The following is a 17,407-nucleotide window of genomic DNA, read 5'->3' as shown; positions in this document are numbered from 1 at the left end:
AACGATCGTTTTATTTTAAAGACGAAGCGCGCCGCGCGCCAAGCCCCGGTTTCGACCAAGGCCTCTAACGCACGCGGCTCACCGATGGCTCAGACGACGTACCAACCAATCGCCGAACGATTGCACGAGTTGTACGAACACGATCAGGATGACAACGACCGTCACCATGACCTCGGGCAGGAATCGCTGATAGCCGTAGCGGATGCCCAAATCGCCCAATCCGCCGCCGCCGATCGCGCCGGCCATGGCCGAGTAGCTCACGAGCGAGACGAACGTGATCGTCAGACCGGCGACGATGCCCGGCAACGCTTCGGGCAGCAACACCTTGAAGACGATCTGCCGCGTCGTCGCGCCCAGCGCTTCTGCGGTTTCGATGAGCCCCGGATCGACCTCGCGCAGCGCCGTTTCGACGAGCCGCGCAAAGAACGGCGCGCAGGCGATCGTAAGCGGCACGACGGCGGCCGCCGTGCCGATCGACGTGCCGACGACGAGCCGCGTGAACGGGATCACGGCGACGAGCAGGATGATGAAAGGCGTCGAACGCACTGCATTGACCGTCAGACCCATCACGCGGTTGGCGGTCACGTTTTGCAGCACGCCGCCGCGATCGGTCAGAAACAGCAGCACGCCGAGCGGCAGGCCGACGAGCGCGCCCACGCCGCCCGAGATGCCGACCATGATCAGCGTTTCCCAAAACGACTGGACGAACATCGAGGACATTTCGTTAAACATGAGACAGCTCCTCGACGACAACGCCTTGCTCGCGCAAGAAATGCAACGCGGCGGTCAACTGCCCCGGTTCGCCGCCCGCCAATACGGCGAGCGAGCCGAATGCGCGTCCTTGGATCTCATCGACCTGCCCGTGCAGGATGTTGAAATCGAGCGCGTAGCGACGAATCGTCTCCGACAAGATCGGCCGATCCACGCCCGCGCCGGCGAATGCGAGCCGCAGCAACTGCCCCTCGCCCGCCTCCAATTGCGCGGCCACGCGCGCCTTCACGGCGCTCGGAAGCTCATGCGCGATGACGTCGCCGAGCAGCGCCCGCGTCACGGCGTGGCGCGGCTTCAGAAACACGTCGACGACCTCGCCCTCTTCGACGACACGCCCGGCATCGAGCACGGCCACACGATCGCAAACGTCCTTGATCACTTCCATCTGATGCGTGATGAGGACGATCGTCAGGTTCAGTTCGCGATTGATGCGCCGGAGCAATTCGAGAATCGAGCGCGTCGTCTCGGGATCGAGGGCGGAGGTAGCCTCGTCGGAGAGCAATACCTTGGGCCGGCTCGCGAGCGCGCGAGCAATGCCCACGCGCTGCTTTTGTCCGCCGCTGATGCGCGCGGGGTAGCGATCCTTCAAGGCCGTCAAGCCGACGAGTTCGAGCAGCGGCAAGACGGTCGCCTCGATTTGCGCGCGCTTCATGCCCGCGAGTTCGAGCGGCAATGCGACGTTATCGAACACCGTTCGCGAGTTCAGCAAATTGAAATGCTGGAATACCATGCCGATTTCCCGGCGCGCCTCGCGCAGTTGCTGCGCTGTGAGCGTGGTCAACTGCTTGCCGTCGACGATGACCTCGCCGGTCGTGGGCCGAGTGAGGAGATTGATCGTGCGCACGAGCGTGCTCTTGCCCGCGCCGCTACGGCCGATGATGCCGAAGATCTGGCCCGCCGGAATAGTCAGATTGATGTCATGCAGCGCCTCGATCCACCCGTTGGGGCCGGCGAAGCGCTGCGAGAGATGGCGTAGTTCGATCATGAAAAAACAAAACGGCGGGAGCCGCGCAGGCAGGCGCGCTGCCCGATCGCGCGGTTCGGCCGCCGTTGCAGCGTGGAAAAGAAATGACGAAATGCGATTTTATCGCGTCGCACAAATAGCGCTTAATAATTAATTACCGAGGCTTAATGACCAAAAGCTATTAGAGGCGTACGCCACCGCCCTCGAGACGTGACGATCCTGCCGAACGGCTATGATCCAGCGCAAACGACACCCGATGGAGACGAGCCATGTCGAGCACGGCAGCGCCGCAGGACGAATTCAACTCAGCCGCGACAAAGAGCCGCACTGCCGCGCGGCCGGTCCCGGCCGGCTCCGTCCGCACCGCCGACGACGTCGAGCTTGCCTTGTATCGTTGGCCGAGCACCGCGCCGGCAAAGGCCACGGTCGCGCTGCTACACGGCTTGGCCGAACACGCGGGGCGATATGCGGCACTTGCCGAGCGGTTCGGCGCGGCGGGGATCGAACTCGTCGCACTGGACCTGCGCGGGCATGGACGTTCGCCGGGCGAGCGCGCTTGGGTCACGCGTTTCGACGCGTATTTGGACGACGCGCGCGCATTGCTCGACGCGGCGTCACAGCCGAATATCCCGCTCTTTCTGATGGGTCACAGCATGGGGGGCACGATCGCGACGCTTTTTGCGATTGAGCGGCTCGAAACCTTCGTTAAGGAACGGCGCCCCGTCGCGGGCCTTATCTTATCGAGCCCGGCGCTGGCACCGGGGAAAGACGTTCCGCGCTGGATGCTGGCGGCAAGCCGCATCGTCAGCCGCCTATGGCCGCGCTACAAGGCGATGAAAATCGAGCCCGCGCTGCTCTCGCGCGACGCGCTCGTGGTCGAAGCGAACCGCACGGATCCGCTCGTCCATCATGACGCGGTGCCGGCGCGCACCGGCGAGCAGATCCTCGCCGCGATGGCGCGCATCGAGCAGGGGCGCGCCTCGCTACGGCTCCCGGTACTCGTCTTTCACGGCACGGCCGACAAGTTGACCGAGCCCGAGGGTAGTCGTGCATTCGCCGCGCATGCCGGCAGCAGCGACCGCACCCTAATGCTCTATGAGGGCGCTTATCACGAGACGATGAACGATCTCGATCGCGATCGAGCGATCGATGCGTTGATCGAGTGGATACTCGCACGCGCGTGAGCTCGTAAGCGCGTGGTTGCGTGCGCAGGCAACGCGGTTACGCCTTCCAGCGCGGCGCGCGTTTTTCGACGAAGGCTTGCATGCCTTCCTGAGCGGCCGGATCGATCGCATTGCAGGCGATCGCTTGGCTCGCCATCTGATACGCAGCCTCGATCCCCGTCTCCAATTGCCGGTAGAAAAGCGACTTGCCCGTGCTGACCGCGGCGGCCGGCTTTTCGCAGATGCTTTTGGCGAGCGCCGCCACGTCGGTGTCGAGCGCATCGAGCGGCGTCATATGGTTGATGAGCCCAAGCTCCCTCGCCTTCGCCGCATCGATGAAATCACCGGTCATCAGCATCTCGAACGCCGCCTTGCGCCCCACGTTGCGCGATAGCGGCACGGCGGGCGTGGAGCAGAACAAACCGTAATTCACACCCGAGGTCGCGAAGCGCGCCGTATCGGCCGCGACGGCCAAATCGCACATGGCGACGAGCTGACAGCCGGCCGCCGTCGCGGTCCCTTGCACGCGCGCGATAACCGGCTGCGGCATCCGTTGAATCGTCATCATGAGCGCGGAGCAGCGCGCGAATAGCTTTTGATAAAAGTCGAGCGACGGCGTTGCCTGCATCTCCTTCAGGTCATGCCCGGCGCAAAAGGCCCGCCCCTCGGCCGCCAAGACGACGACACGCGCGCCGGATGTCGAAATCGCCGAAAACGTCGCTTGCAATTCGTCGAGCACTTGCATCGACAACGCGTTGAACGCGCCCGGGCGATTGAGCGTGACACGCACGACGCCGGGCAGGCCGTAGGCGGCATGCTCGACGAGCAGCGTATCGGAGGAAGCAATCGCGGAATCGGAAGGCGAAGGCGAAGACGGTGAGAAGGAATTCATGATGTGTCGACTCGTGATATCGGTGAGCGGCCCGCAACGGATGCGGCTCGATGCGTCCGGCGTCAAATCCCGGCCAAGGCGCGAATATGCGCCACCACGCTGCGTCCGAGCGCCGACAAGTTGTAGCCGCCTTCGAGGCAACTGACGATGCGTCCGCGCGCGTGGCGTTCGGCGATCGCGCGTACCTGCTGCGTGATCCACGTGTAGTCGTTTTCGACGAGGCCCATATTGCCGAGATCATCCTCGCGATGGGCGTCGAATCCGGCCGAAATAAAAATCATCTCGGGCTTGAACGCCTCGAGCCGCGGCAGCCAAACCATATCGATGGCCTCGCGCACGACCGCTCCGGGCGTGCGGGCGGGCATCGGCAAATTGACCATGTTCGGCGCTTGATTGTCGGCGCCGCTGAACGGATAGAACGGATGCTGAAAGAAGCTGCACATCAGCACGCGTTCGTCTCCCGCGAAGGCGGCTTCGGTGCCATTGCCGTGGTGCACGTCGAAATCGATGATCGCAACGCGCGCGAGCCCATGCACTTCGAGTGCATGGCGCGCCGCGATCGCGACATTGTTGAAGAAACAGAACCCCATCGCACGAGCGGGCTCCGCATGGTGGCCCGGAGGACGTACCCCGCAAAATGCATTTTCGTAACGCCCCTCGATCACCGCATCGGTCGCCGCGACCGCGGCGCCGGCCGCGCGCAGCGCCGCTTGCCATGTATGGGGATTCATGGCCGTGTCGGGATCGATCCATGCATGCCCTTCGCTCGGCGCGCTGCGCTCGATGAACTCGATATGTGCGCGCGTGTGTACGCGCGCCAACTCGGCCAGATCGGCGAGCGGAGCGCTCTCGCGCTCGATCAATTCGGCGATGCGGCTCAAAATCAATTGATCCTCGATCGCGGTAAGCCGCTCCGGGCATTCGGGATGCCCGGGCCCCATCTCGTGTAAGAGGCAATCGGGGTGAGAATAGAAGGCGGTCGCCATGATCGTTCGTGTGCCGCGCGGCGCGGCATGTCTCCTGAGTCGCTTGAGCGGCCTTTAAGCTCGGCCGGTGATCGGCCTACGTTACCACAGCCTGCCGCCGGCATTGCGTCGCATTGCGTGCAGGCCCGCCCGCGCAAGGTCGAACCGTCAGGCCGCCGGCCCCGGTATGTAGTGGAAAAAGGCTCGATTCGCCGCCGGGCGGTTCCGCCTTCGGCGGCCGTTCGTTATACTGCGCCGAACCCTTGCCTTTGCCTTCCTATGACCGGTCACTCCGCTTCACCCGCAGCAAAACGGCGACGCATCGCCGTGCTCGCCGCCCTGGCTTTCGCCGCCTCCGTGTGTTGGCAGGGTGCCCGCGCCCAAAACGTGCCGGCCAAGCGCGCGGCGGGCGTCGCGCAAAACCAGGTTCCGCAAGCGGCGCCGTCCGGTTCCACCTTCGAGGAAGAAATCGTTCCGCAGCGCTACGCCGATAACGCCGACGTCAATGCGTTCATCGACGACATGGTGGCGCGCTACGATTTCGATCCTGCCGCGCTGCACGCGCTGTTCGCCGGCGTCAATTATTCGGCGACGGCAGTCAAGCTCGTGACACCTTCGCCCAAACCGTTTCCCAAGAACTGGCGCGTTTATCAAGCGCGCTTTCTCGATCCCGTGCGGATCAACGCGGGCGTGAAATTTTGGCGGCAAAACCGCGCGACGCTGCAACGCGCCTACGAGCAGTTCGGCGTGCCGCCGGAGATGGTCGTCGGGATCATCGGCGTCGAGACGATGTACGGACGCTATATGGGCAATTTCCGCGTGCTCGATGCTTTGACGACGCTCGCGTTCGATTACCCGAATACGCCGAACCGCGCCGACCGCGAGATGACGTTCCGTAAGAACCTCGAGGACTATCTCGTTTGGACGCGCGACGCGCAAGTCGACCCGACCACGGTGCTCGGCTCCTACACGGGCGCAATCGGCATCCCGCAGTTCTTGCCGAGCAGCATCGTGAAATACGCGGTCGACTTCGAGGGCAATCACCATATCGACTTGCGCGCCAGCGAGGCCGATGCGATCGGCAGCGTCGCGAATTACCTCGCGCAAAACGGCTGGGAGACGGGCCGTCCCGTCGTTTGGCACATCGCATCCGATGCCGGCAGCATCGGTATCGCACAGGCAGCCGCCGACGGTCAGCCCGAGCCGCATTGGCCCCTCGCGCAGATGCTGCGCGCCGGCATGAAGCTCGACGAGCAGGGGCTCGATTTGGCGGCCGAGGACAGCACGCCCGTCACGGTCGTCGATTTGCCGACGCCGGCTCAGCCTACCCAGTACATGCTGGGGCTGCAAAACTTCTATGTCCTCACGCGCTACAACCGCAGCTTTTTCTATGCCCTTGCGGTGTACGAATTGGGTCAGCGCGTGAAGGCGCGCATCGAGGCCGAAGACGGCGGCGTGCGCAACTCTATACCGCCAGCGACGATGCCTAGCGCGCCTGCCGCGGCGCCCGCGCCCGCAACGCCGCCCGTACCCGCACAGCCGGGGACCGACGACGCCGCGCCGCCTCAGTAGCGGGGCTGCGTCGAACCGGCGTCAGAACGTCAAACTGGCGCTTGACGGCCCGACGGTCACGCCGTAATTGCAAGCCGGCGCACTGCTTTGTAGCAGGCCGCTCGCTTGCCACCCCGGGCGGCGAATCGGTTTGTCGTTGACGTTTAGGAGCGAGACGGCCGTAAAGTCCACGAAGCCGTTGCTCGAATATTGATTGCAGGCATCGACGCCGTAGACTTCGACGACGCCCGCGAATGCCCAATCGAACGTCTGACCGAAGCTGCTCGTCTGTTTGAGCGTCGATTGGCGGCCCGTCGTCTTGTCGACGGTCGCGATATTCCACGTCGAACATACGTTGCCCGCCGGGCAAGCGCCGCTGACGGTTCCTACGATCTCGTCACCCGTCGCGACCGGCTCGGGATTGCTGTAGTTCGCATTGCCCGACGTACAGCAGTTCCAACTCGAAATCGTCCAGGCATGGTCGCTGAAGCCGTTCCAGCCCAGCACGGGCTGCAAGATCGTGACGATGTTTTCGTAGTCTTCGAGCCCGGGAAAGTAGTAGAGCACTTGGCCGACGTCGGCGTCCGGCGCCGACGGCACGAGCCATTTCGCCGCGATCCCGCCGAACGGCGCCTTGTCGTTGAACCAACTCGCCTCGAGCCAGCCGTCCGCCCCGGGCGAGGCGCCGGCCAACCCGGGAATCGGCAATCCCGGGCCCCAACGCGAGCCGCCGGGCTCGATGCGCCCCCCTTGCCTTCCATAGCTCGGATAGCCGCACGCGCGTACCGGTACGATCGTCCCATCGGCACGCTCGATACTGCCGTCGAATCGCAGCACTTGGCCGCGGCCGATCGCATGCACGCAGGACGGATGAAAGAAGCCGAAAGGCGTGACGACATAGCCGCTCGGCACACCCACGGGCACATGACGCGCGGGTGTCGGTGCAAGCGTCGGTGCCGAACTCACGGCCGCCGATGCCGATGGCTCGCCGGCCCATACACGCGTGAGCATGGCGCCGCAGAGGACGGCGCCGAGCATGAAAAAAGCGGCGGCGGCGCCGATTCGCGCCGTCGCCGCTTCGAGGTAGCGTCTTCGCATATCCTTCTCCTGTCGAACGGCCAAGCGCTCACCGCTCGCTCCAGCCCACGGACACTATAGGTGCCGTCGCCAGGCCAGCCTAGCCGTTCACGTCGTTAGGAGATTCATGCGCGAACGCGCACGCGGCTTGCGCATGCGCGGTTACGGCGGTCGGTGCATTCGCGGCCCGACGACGCCACATGCAGTCCGATCAGGCGGGAAATACGCCCGTCGACAAATAGCGATCGCCGCGATCGCAAACAATGAAAACGATCGTCGCGTTCTCGACCTGCCGCGCCACGCGCAATGCGACTTCGCATGCGCCGCCGGAGGATATGCCGCAGAAGATGCCCTCGACCGACGCCATCCGGCGCGCCATCGCCTCCGACGCAGCTTGCGAGACGTTCTCGACGCGGTCGACGCGCGTGCGATCGAAGATCTTCGGCAAATACGCCTCGGGCCATTTGCGGATGCCCGGAATGCGCGACCCTTCCTCGGGCTGGGCGCCGATGATTTCGATGGCCGCGTTTTGCTCCTTCAGATAACGCGACACGCCCATGATCGTGCCGGTCGTGCCCATCGACGAAACGAAATGCGTCACGCGTCCCTCGGTATCGCGCCAGATCTCGGGACCTGTCGCCTCGTAATGCGCAACCGGATTGTCCGGGTTCGCGAACTGATCGAGGATGATCCCGCGCCCGTCGCGCTGCATTTGCTCGGCGAGATCGCGGGCGTATTCCATGCCGCCCTTCACGGGCGTGAGTACGATTTGCGCACCGTACGCCGCCATACTCTGGCGCCGCTCGACGGACAAATCCTCGGGCATCAGCAAGACCATCTTGTAGCCGCGGATCGCCGCCGCCATCGCCAGCGCGATGCCGGTATTGCCGCTCGTCGCCTCGATCAGCGTGTCGCCCGGTTTGATTCGTCCGCGCGCCTCGGCTTTCGCGATCATCGACAGTGCCGGCCGGTCCTTCACCGAGCCCGCGGGATTATTGCCTTCCAGCTTCGCCAACAGCACGTTGTTTCGGCTACGAATTTCATCGTCGGGCAAGCGGACGAGCTGAACGAGCGGCGTATTGCCGATCGTGTCTTCGATGGTTTTGTAGGACATGGGATGTGTACGCGCAGCGCGCCGTTATCTTGAGCGATTAGATCTATCCGATTGTAAAGCACTAGCCAAGCGATCGCCTTACAGGGTCTCGGGGGGCCAGGCCGGTGAAAACGACGCCCAATGCGAAGGATCGCTCAGCCCAACGCGCGGCCCAAGCGGGGGGCGACGCTACTCCAGGCGTCGCCGACAGTCAGTCCCCCGGCGCGCAGACGCTCGACGGCCTGCCCGCCCAGGCCCTTGACGCGTTGACCGAGATCGTCGGCATCCTTGAACGGCCCGCCCGCGGTCCGCTCATCGACGATCGCCCGGGCTTTGGCGGGGCCGATACCTTTGATGGCGCGCAGCGCCGCCTCGTCGGCCGTATTGACGTCAACCTCGACGGCATGAGCCGAAAGAACGGAACAAGCGGCGGCAAGGGCCACCGCAACAGAAAGTATGCGCTTGAACATGAAGCCTCCGATGGCGAGAGCCGGCCGGCGGGCGCCGACCGTGAGGCTTCGAGTCTACGAACTACGAGCCTTGCGTTACACCTGGCCGGATAGCCAACGCACGTATCGATCGACGCCTTCTTGGACCGTCAAGAACGGCGCGTCGTAACCCGCCGCGCGCAACCGCGTCGGATCGGCTTGCGTGAAACACTGGTACTTGCCGCGCAGCGCATCGGGGAACGGTACGTATTCGATGAGCCCGCGCTGGACCATCTCGGCCAGCGAAAGCGCCGGCTGGTTCTCGAGCGCACGGAACGTGTTGACGACGGACGTCGCGATATCGTTGAACGGCTGTGCGCGGCCCGTACCGAGGTTGAAGATGCCCGATTTCTCGGGATGGTCGAAGAAGAACAAATTCACCTTCGCCACGTCTTCGACGGAGACGAAGTCGCGCGTCTGCTCGCCCGCCGCATAGCCGTTGTACTCACCGAACAGCTTGACCTTGCCTTCGGCGCGGAATTGATTGAAGTTGTGGAACGCGACCGACGCCATGCGCCCCTTATGCGATTCGCGCGGCCCGTACACGTTGAAATAGCGGAAACCCGCGATTTGGCTTTTCGCGCTCGGCATGACGCGGCGCACGATCTGGTCGAACAAGAACTTCGAATAGCCGTAGACGTTCAGCGGCGCTTCGACCTCGCGCTCCTCGACGAAACGCGTCGAACCGCCGTAGATCGCCGCCGACGATGCATAGAGAAATTGCGTCTCTTGCGCCAGGCAAGCGTCCAACACGGCTCGGCTATAGCGGAAGTTGTTCTCCATCATGTAGCGGCCGTCGGTCTCCATCGTATCGGAGCACGCGCCTTCGTGAAACACGGCTCGGACCTTACCGAAATCGCCGCGCACGAAGCGCTCGACGAACTCTGTCTTGTCGAGATAATCGTCGATCTCGCAATCGACGAGATTCTTGAACTTGTCGGCACGCGTGAGGTTGTCGACGGCGATGATGCGCGTTTCGCCGCGCGCGTTCAGCGCGTTGACGATATTGGCGCCGATGAAGCCCGCGGCTCCGGTAACGATGACAGTCATGATCGTATTGGCGATGATTCGATAACGGTGATAGGCGGCCGATGCCGATGCGTGCGCGCGCGGTTTGCGCTAGCGCGCATCGGGTGGGAACAATTCGTCGTAATCGACGGTGGCCGTGCCGAGCTTGCCGACGACGATACCCGCGGCGCGATTGGCGAGCGCCACCGCATCGACGAGCGGCAGTTTCGCGGCGAGCATCACGGCCAGCGTCGCGATCACGGTGTCGCCCGCGCCCGAGACGTCGTAGACTTCGCGCGCGACGGCCGGCGAGGTGAGCGTGCTGCCGTCCGCGGCGAATAGCGTCATCCCCTCTTCCGAGCGCGTCAGCAACAGCGCGTCGATTTGGAGCGACGCGCGCAATTGCGCGACGCGTGCGTGCAAATCCTCCTCCGATTTCCACTGCCCCACGACCTCGCGCAGTTCCGCGCGATTCGGCGTGATCAGCGTAGCGCCGCGATAGCGCTCCCAATCGTCGCCCTTCGGATCGACGAGCACGGGCTTGCCGGCGGCGCGCGCCTTCGCGATCATCTGCGTGACGTGCGTCAGCCCGCCTTTCGCATAATCGGACATCAAGATCACGTCATGCTGCGCGAGCAACGCATCGAAGCGCGCCAAGCCCGCGAGCAGCGCCTCATGCGCAGGCATATTCTCGAAATCGACGCGCAGCAACTGCTGTTGACGCGAGAGCACGCGCAGCTTGATCGTCGTCGACAGCTCGGGATCGCGCTCCAAATGGGTCGCGACGCCGCTGTCCTTGAGCAGTTCGACGATACGTTCGCCCGGCTCGTCGCGCCCGACGACGCACAGCAGCCCCGCCTGGGCGCCGAGCGCCGCCGCGTTGCGCGCGACATTCGCCGCGCCACCCAGCCGATCCTCTTGGCGCTGAACATGCACCACGGGCACCGGCGCTTCGGGCGAAATGCGGTTCACGTCGCCGAACCAATAGCGATCGAGCATGACGTCGCCGACGATCAAGACCCGCGCCTGCGCAAGCCGCTCGCGCGGCACGGGCGCAACCGGCGCGGGCCGCGCCGCGCCGCCGGGCACGAGCGCGCTCGGGTCGCGCGCCTTATCCGCGCGCATCGGTTCGGGTATCGAGTTGGACATAAGGACGCCCGATAGCGTAGTAGTCGATGCCCAATTCGGCCATCGCCAAGGGTTCGTAAAGATTGCGGCCGTCGAAAATGACGGGCGCTTTGAGCACCGACTTCAAGTGCGTGAAATCGGGGCTCTTGAATTCCTTCCATTCGGTGACGATGACGAGTGCGTCGGCCCCGACCAGCGTTTCCTCTTGAGACGTCACGAAGGCCAAACGCGCAAGGGCGTCGGGCGCATCGGCCAGATCTAGTGCGAACACGCGCCGGGCCTCGTTGATCGCGACCGGGTCGTAGGCGCGCACGCGCGCGCCGCGCGCGAGCAACGCCGCGATCAAGCGCCGGCTCGGAGCCTCGCGCATGTCGTCCGTGTTCGGCTTGAACGCGAGGCCCCACACCGCGAACGTACGGCCGGTGAGGTCGGCGCCGAGGCGCGCGACGATCTTATCCACGAGCACTTCCTTCTGCTCGTGATTGACCGCCTCGACGGCTTCGAGAATCCGCAGGTTATGGCCATTCTCGCCTGCCGTACGCACGAGCGCTTGCACGTCCTTCGGAAAGCACGAGCCGCCGTAACCGACGCCCGCGTAGAGGAAGTGATAACCGATGCGCGGATCGGAACCGATGCCGCGGCGCACTTGCTCGATGTCCGCCCCGACGCGATCGGCCAAGTTCGACATTTCGTTCATGAACGAAATGCGTGTGGCGAGCATGGCGTTGGCCGCGTATTTCGTGAATTCAGCCGAGCGCACGTCCATATAGAGCGTACGTTCGTGATTGCGGTTGAACGGCGCATACAGGCGCTTCATTTTTTCGCGGGCGATCTGGCCGGCCGCGTCGTCGTCGATGCCGATCACGATGCGGTCGGGGCGCATGAAATCGTCCACCGCGGCGCCTTCCTTCAAAAACTCGGGATTGGAGACGACCGAGAAACCGTGCGTCATGCCGCCGCCGAGCCCGCGTGCCGCGAGTTCCGCGGCAATCACGCCCCGCACGCGCTCGGCCGTCCCCACGGGCACCGTCGATTTATCGACCACGACCTTGAAGCCGTTCGAATAGCGGCCGATGTTGCGGGCGGCTTCGAGCACGTATTGCAGATCGGCCGAGCCGTCCTCGTCGGGCGGCGTGCCGACCGCGATGAATTGCACGTCGCCGTGTTCGACGCTGGCTTTCACATCCGTCGAAAACGTGATGCGGCCGTGCGCGCGCGTGCGGGCGATCATCTCTTGCAAGCCGGGTTCGTGAATCGGCACGCCGCCGCTGTTCAAGATATCGATCTTGCGCTGATCGACATCGAGGCAAAAAACGTCGTTGCCGATTTCCGCTAGGCATGCGCCCGTCACGAGGCCCACGTAGCCCGTGCCGATGATGGTGATTTTCATACGCGTTCCACAAGTTGTTGCCGGCCCGAGACCGGCGCTCGGCCGCCGGCGGATTCACGCGCGCTCGCGCATGCGCTCCGCCCGGCCGCCGGGATGTCCATGAAGCTGCCGCTTGCGCGGATCGTAACGATCGAGCAGCGCGGCGACGCTTGCGATCAAGACTGCGCCGCTCCGATCGGCTCGACTCGCCGCGGGGCATACGTTTCCCAGCCGCTGCAGCCCGGGCATTGCCAATAGAACAGGCGCACCCGGTAACCGCAATTTTTGCACGTGTAACGTGGCAAATTTTTGGTGCGCTGTTTGATCAGCGTGCGCATCAACTCGAGTTCGCCACGGCGCGGTTCCTCGGCGGCCTCGATTTGGGCATCGAGCAGGCGCGTCATACCGGCGAGATTCGGCGCCGCGCGCATTTGCGCACGCGCGAGAGCGTGCGCCTCCTGCCCACCGCAAAGCTCGGCGACGTGCGGGTAGGCGATATCGAGCAGATCGCTCGTGCCGTATTTCTCGACGTAACCCATCAGCAACGCAGCGCCTTCCTGCGCCCGCGATATCGCCGCGTACGCCTTCATCAGCTTTTCGGCGACGAGCGGGAGATACGCCGCGTTTTGCGACTCGACGCGGCGCCACGCTTCGATCGCCGCCGTCTGATCGCCGCGCGCCGCGGCGACGTCGCCCGCGAGGATCGTCGCACGCACGTTGGCGGGATTGACCTTGAGCGCGAGTTCGAGCTGGGCCGCCGCCGCCGCGGCATCCTTGCGCTGCAAGGCCTCTTGCGCCAGTTCGCAATGGAACTGCGAGATCTCCTTGATCATCGGGGAGGCGCCCATCGTCTCGAGCCGGTCCGCCGCCTCGATCGCTTTGCCCCACTCCTTCTCGATCTCGTAGATCGAGAGCAACGCACGCTGCGCGTCGCGCGCATACTCGCCCGCATCGAGGCGGCCGAGCGCCTCTTCCGCCCGATCGAGCAAACCCGCCTTGAGAAAGTCCTGGCCGAGCTCGAACAGCGCATGATCGCGCTCGCCCACGGGGAGATCGGCGCGGCTCAGCAGGTTTTGATGGATGCGGATGGCGCGATCGGTTTCGCCGCGCCGGCGAAATAGATTACCGAGCGCGAAATGCAGTTCGATCGTTTCCGGATCGAGCTTGACCACCTCGATAAAGGCATCGATCGCCTGATCCGGCTGTTCATTGAGCAGAAAATTCAGGCCGCGGAAATAGGAGCGCGGCAAGTTGGTGCTTTCGGACAGCAGCGCCTTAAGGTCGTAGCGCGAAGTCATCCAGCCGAGCGCGAAGGCCACGGGGACGACGAGCAGCCACCAGAAATCGAGATCCATGCGAAGGTCGGAAAAGCGAGAAGAGAAATACGCGTCGACGGACGCTCAGATGACGGGCGGCATCGGCGGCTCGACCACGACGGCGGGCGCCTCTTCGCGCGCCGCGCGCAACTCGCGCTTGAGGCGTCCATTTTCCAGCCTGAGCCGGACGACGGCCGGCAGCGCGGACAGCAGCCCCGCGAACAGACCCACCGCGAAAAACGCCAAGCCAATCAGAATCAACGGTGCTTGCCAGGTATATCCGGCAAAGTTCACCACCGCGTTTTGCGTGTTGGCCAGTGCAAGCACGAGCAGCACCACGAACACGAGCACACGGATCAACCAGACAATAAATTTCATAGAGGCTCTCTCGACGGCAACTGCGATGGCCATGCGGGCGCGGGGCGCCCGGCAAGACAGCGTTCGGACCTAATGGCCTGGGCCATTAGGTCCGGGCCATTAGGTCTGGGCCATTGAGCCTGGACCGGGTGATCTGGACCATTCGGCCTGGGCCAAAATTGCCCAGTATTGTAATGGAAAGGATGCCGCACCGGCCGCGGCGGCCGAAACCGCGCGAGCCGCGGCACCAATGAAAAAAGCGCCCGAAGGCGCTCTTTCACAATCGTTTGCCGGTTTTCGCTGTCGGCGTTGGCGTCGACGACGATGCCCCGCGGCCGTTACTGCGCGCCGCCCCGAGAGGCGAGCGCATCGCACTTAGAGGGCGTCGTCCGTGCGGTCAACCGTCAACGGCTCACCGGCCCGGCCGTCCACCCGCTCGCGCAATTCCTTGCCGGGCTTGAAGTGAGGCACGTGCTTTTCGGGCACGAGCACCTTCTCCCCCGATTTCGGATTGCGCCCGACGCGGGACGGGCGACGGTTCAGACCGAAGCTGCCGAAGCCGCGAATTTCAATACGATGCCCTTTGGCCAACGCCTCGGACATCGCATCGAGCATCGTCTTGACCGCGAAATCCGCATCCTTGAGCACAAGTTGCGGAAATCGCGCTGCCAACTGGGCGACCAATTCCGATTTGGTCATACTGCGGCAGACCTCTCAAAGGCTTACTGATTCTGGCCGTCGAGCTTGGCCTTGAGCAGCGCGCCAAGGTTCGTCGTACCCGAAGCCGCCGAGCTCGTGTCGGCCGCCAGGCCGCGCATAGCTTCTTGCTGCTCGGCCGAATCCTTGGCCTTGATCGACAGGTTGATACCACGCGACTTGCGATCGATGTTGATGATCATCGCGTTGACCTTGTCGCCTTCCTTCAGCACGTTGCGGGCATCTTCCACGCGGTCTTGCGCGATTTCCGATGCACGCAGGTAGCCTTCGACGTCAACTGAGAGTGCAACCACCGCACCCTTGGCGTCGACCGTCTTCACCGTGCCGTCGACGATCGAACCCTTGTCGTTCATTGCAACGAAGTTGCTGAACGGGTCGCCTTCGAGCTGCTTGATACCGAGCGAAATACGTTCCTTCTCGACATCGATGCCGAGCACGACCGCTTCCACTTCGTCGCCCTTCTTGTACTTGCGAACGGCTTCCTCGCCGGCTTCGCTCCACGACAGATCCGAGAGGTGGACCAGGCCGTCGATGCCGCCGGGCAGACCGATGAACACACCGAAGTCGGTGATCGACTTGATGGCGCCCGTGATCTTGTCGCCCTTCTTGAAGTTGCGGCTGAAGTCATCCCACGGATTCGGCTTGCATTGCTTCATGCCGAGGCTGATACGACGACGGTCTTCGTCGATCTCGAGCACCATGACTTCGACTTCGTCGCCGAGCTGAACCACCTTCGACGGGGCAACGTTCTTGTTCGTCCAGTCCATTTCCGAAACGTGCACCAGTCCTTCGATGCCCGATTCGACTTCGACGAACGCGCCGTAGTCGGTGATGTTCGTGACCTTGCCGAACAGACGCGTGCCCGACGGGTAGCGGCGCGAGATGCCTTCCCACGGATCGTCGCCCAGTTGCTTGATACCGAGCGAAACGCGGTTCTTCTCTTGGTCGAACTTCAGGATCTTGGCCGTGACTTCTTGGCCGACGGACAGCACTTCGCTCGGGTGACGCACGCGGCGCCATGCGATGTCCGTGATGTGCAGCAGACCGTCGATGCCGCCGAGGTCGACGAACGCACCGTAATCGGTGATGTTCTTGACCACACCGTTGACGATCGCGCCTTCCTTCAGCGTTTCGAGCAGCTTCGCGCGCTCTTCGCCTTGCGTCGCCTCGATGACGGCGCGGCGCGACAGCACCACGTTGTTACGCTTGCGGTCGAGCTTGATGACGCGGAATTCGAGCGTCTTGCCTTCGTACGGCGTCGTGTCCTTGACCGGACGCGTGTCGACGAGCGAACCCGGCAGGAACGCGCGGATGCCGTTGACCATGACGGTCATGCCGCCCTTGACCTTGCCCGTGATCGTGCCGGTCACGAGTTCGTTGTTGTCGAGCGCCTTTTCCAGCGACAGCCACGAAGCGAGACGCTTCGCCTTGTCGCGCGACAGGATCGTGTCGCCATAACCGTTTTCGAGCGCGTCGATCGCGACCGAAACGAAGTCGCCCGCCTGCACTTCTACCTCGCCCTGATCGTTCAGGAATTCCTCGATGGGAATGTAGGCTTCGGACTTGAGACCCGCATTGACGACCACGAAGTTGTGGTCGACACGCACGACTTCGGCGGAAATCACTTCGCCGGCGCGCATGTCTTGCTTGGTCAGCGACTCTTCGAAAAGGGCCGCGAAAGATTCGGTGTTCGGGTTGGAGGTTTGCAGGTCGGACATAAAAATCGTAATTGCATGGCTTCGCGGGTGTCGGTGCCGGAGACGGAATGCCGCCGGTCACGCTGCGACGTCGTTGCGAACGCCATACGGGGTTAAGGGTTAACACACGCTCGAAGCACCACGGACGCCTCGAGCACCTACTACCGCTGCCGGTACCAGGCGACGACTTCGCCGACCGCCTGGTCGATCGAAAGCGCCGACGTATCGAGCAGCTTCGCATCCGCTGCGGGCTTGAGCGGCGCGGCGGCGCGGTTGCTATCGCGTTCGTCGCGCTCGCGCAAATCCCGGAGCAAGTTATCTATATTAGCAGAAAAGCCTTTTTGGATCAATTGCTTATACCGTCTGGCCGCGCGAGCCTCGACGCTGGCCGTCAGGAACACCTTCAAGACGGCGTCGGGAAAGATGACGGTGCCCATGTCGCGGCCGTCGGCCACGAGCCCGGGCTCCTTGCGAAACGCCCGCTGGCGCGCGACCAGTGCGGCTCGCACGCTCTGATGGACGGCGATCGCGGAGGCCCGGTTGCCGATTTCCTCGGCGCGGATTTCGCTGGAGACGTCCACGCCGTCCAGTTGGGCGCAGCCTTCCCGGAACGTGATGTGCAGATCACCCACGAGGGCGGCCAAAGCGGTATCGTCGTCGGGCGCGACGCCGTAGCGAACGCTCGCCAGCGCGGCGAGCCGGTACAGCGCCCCGCTGTCGAGCAGGTGAAAGCCGAGTTGGGCGGCAACGAGCGCCGCGACGGTCCCCTTGCCGGAGGCGGTGGGACCGTCGATGGCGATGACGGGCGTTTGGTGAAACGGGCGAGTCGGTTTCATCTAGGCAAAAAGTCG

Annotated in this window: 17 protein-coding genes; 2 read left to right on the top strand and 15 right to left on the bottom strand. The window is 63.8% G+C overall.

Features of this window, described 5'->3' with window-relative positions:
• Window positions 1-78 precede the first annotated feature (78 nt).
• The gene (locus DXT59_RS08705; protein ID WP_116136500.1) at window positions 79-732 is read right to left on the bottom strand and encodes a methionine ABC transporter permease; all 654 of its coding nucleotides are present in this window, start codon (window positions 730-732) and stop codon (window positions 79-81) included.
• Complete coding sequence (locus tag DXT59_RS08700) at window positions 725-1,756, bottom strand: methionine ABC transporter ATP-binding protein (RefSeq protein ID WP_116136499.1); 1,032 nt, start codon at window positions 1,754-1,756, stop codon at window positions 725-727. The genes DXT59_RS08705 and DXT59_RS08700 overlap by 8 nt, the downstream gene beginning before the upstream one ends.
• 248 nt (window positions 1,757-2,004) lie before the next feature.
• Here DXT59_RS08700 and DXT59_RS08695 point away from each other — a divergent pair, with 248 nt between their 5' ends.
• On the top strand, window positions 2,005-2,919 hold the full coding sequence (locus tag DXT59_RS08695; protein WP_116136498.1) for an alpha/beta hydrolase: 915 nt from the start codon (window positions 2,005-2,007) through the stop codon (window positions 2,917-2,919).
• Window positions 2,920-2,956: 37 nt separating this feature from the next.
• Here DXT59_RS08695 and DXT59_RS08690 read toward each other — a convergent pair whose 3' ends face one another.
• Both DXT59_RS08690 and DXT59_RS08685 read right to left on the bottom strand, forming a co-directional pair.
• A complete protein-coding gene (locus DXT59_RS08690; RefSeq protein WP_116136595.1) occupies window positions 2,957-3,790 on the bottom strand; it encodes an enoyl-CoA hydratase in 834 nt (277 codons plus the stop codon).
• Between the two features lie 62 nt (window positions 3,791-3,852).
• Window positions 3,853-4,776: a histone deacetylase family protein gene (locus DXT59_RS08685; RefSeq protein ID WP_116136497.1), complete on the bottom strand. Its 924-nt coding sequence runs from the start codon at window positions 4,774-4,776 to the stop codon at window positions 3,853-3,855.
• Window positions 4,777-5,034: 258 nt separating this feature from the next.
• Here DXT59_RS08685 and mltB point away from each other — a divergent pair, with 258 nt between their 5' ends.
• Window positions 5,035-6,327, top strand: a complete 1,293-nt coding sequence (gene mltB, locus DXT59_RS08680) for a lytic murein transglycosylase B (RefSeq protein ID WP_116136496.1) — start codon at window positions 5,035-5,037, stop codon at window positions 6,325-6,327.
• 21 nt (window positions 6,328-6,348) lie between these two features.
• On the opposite strand, the gene DXT59_RS08675 is transcribed toward mltB, so the two are convergent.
• The 11 genes from DXT59_RS08675 to cmk all read right to left on the bottom strand — a co-directional run bounded on the left by DXT59_RS08675 (window position 6,349) and on the right by cmk (window position 17,392).
• The gene (locus DXT59_RS08675; protein WP_116136495.1) at window positions 6,349-7,404 is read right to left on the bottom strand and encodes a hypothetical protein; all 1,056 of its coding nucleotides are present in this window, start codon (window positions 7,402-7,404) and stop codon (window positions 6,349-6,351) included.
• 190 nt (window positions 7,405-7,594) lie between these two features.
• Entirely contained in the window at window positions 7,595-8,497 is a 903-nt protein-coding gene (cysM, locus tag DXT59_RS08670; protein ID WP_116136494.1) for a cysteine synthase CysM, read from the bottom strand.
• A gap of 134 nt (window positions 8,498-8,631) precedes the next feature.
• Window positions 8,632-8,946: a ComEA family DNA-binding protein gene (locus tag DXT59_RS08665; RefSeq protein WP_116136493.1), complete on the bottom strand. Its 315-nt coding sequence runs from the start codon at window positions 8,944-8,946 to the stop codon at window positions 8,632-8,634.
• Window positions 8,947-9,021: 75 nt separating this feature from the next.
• Window positions 9,022-10,014, bottom strand: a complete 993-nt coding sequence (gene rfaD, locus DXT59_RS08660; RefSeq protein WP_116136492.1) for an ADP-glyceromanno-heptose 6-epimerase — start codon at window positions 10,012-10,014, stop codon at window positions 9,022-9,024.
• A gap of 69 nt (window positions 10,015-10,083) precedes the next feature.
• Window positions 10,084-11,097 (bottom strand): D-glycero-beta-D-manno-heptose-7-phosphate kinase, encoded by a 1,014-nt coding sequence (gene rfaE1, locus DXT59_RS08655; protein ID WP_205417392.1) that lies wholly within the window; start codon window positions 11,095-11,097, stop codon window positions 10,084-10,086.
• Window positions 11,084-12,490 (bottom strand): UDP-glucose dehydrogenase family protein, encoded by a 1,407-nt coding sequence (locus DXT59_RS08650; protein WP_116136490.1) that lies wholly within the window; start codon window positions 12,488-12,490, stop codon window positions 11,084-11,086. Before DXT59_RS08650 ends, rfaE1 begins: the two co-directional genes overlap by 14 nt.
• Before the next feature lie 155 nt (window positions 12,491-12,645).
• On the bottom strand, window positions 12,646-13,824 hold the full coding sequence (gene lapB / locus DXT59_RS08645; protein ID WP_116136489.1) for a lipopolysaccharide assembly protein LapB: 1,179 nt from the start codon (window positions 13,822-13,824) through the stop codon (window positions 12,646-12,648).
• A gap of 45 nt (window positions 13,825-13,869) precedes the next feature.
• Entirely contained in the window at window positions 13,870-14,163 is a 294-nt protein-coding gene (locus DXT59_RS08640) for a LapA family protein (RefSeq protein WP_116136488.1), read from the bottom strand.
• A gap of 354 nt (window positions 14,164-14,517) precedes the next feature.
• Complete coding sequence (locus DXT59_RS08635; RefSeq protein ID WP_116136487.1) at window positions 14,518-14,841, bottom strand: integration host factor subunit beta; 324 nt, start codon at window positions 14,839-14,841, stop codon at window positions 14,518-14,520.
• A 23-nt stretch (window positions 14,842-14,864) separates the two neighbouring features.
• Window positions 14,865-16,577, bottom strand: a complete 1,713-nt coding sequence (rpsA, locus tag DXT59_RS08630; RefSeq protein WP_116136486.1) for a 30S ribosomal protein S1 — start codon at window positions 16,575-16,577, stop codon at window positions 14,865-14,867.
• Between the two features lie 140 nt (window positions 16,578-16,717).
• The gene (cmk, locus tag DXT59_RS08625; RefSeq protein WP_116136485.1) at window positions 16,718-17,392 is read right to left on the bottom strand and encodes a (d)CMP kinase; all 675 of its coding nucleotides are present in this window, start codon (window positions 17,390-17,392) and stop codon (window positions 16,718-16,720) included.
• Window positions 17,393-17,407: the final 15 nt, after the last annotated feature.

The organism is Trinickia diaoshuihuensis, from assembly GCF_003390925.1.
GTDB classification, from domain to species: domain Bacteria; phylum Pseudomonadota; class Gammaproteobacteria; order Burkholderiales; family Burkholderiaceae; genus Trinickia; species Trinickia diaoshuihuensis.
Note: the sequence above shows the minus strand (reverse complement) of the source record. Positions and strands in the feature narration are given on the sequence as shown.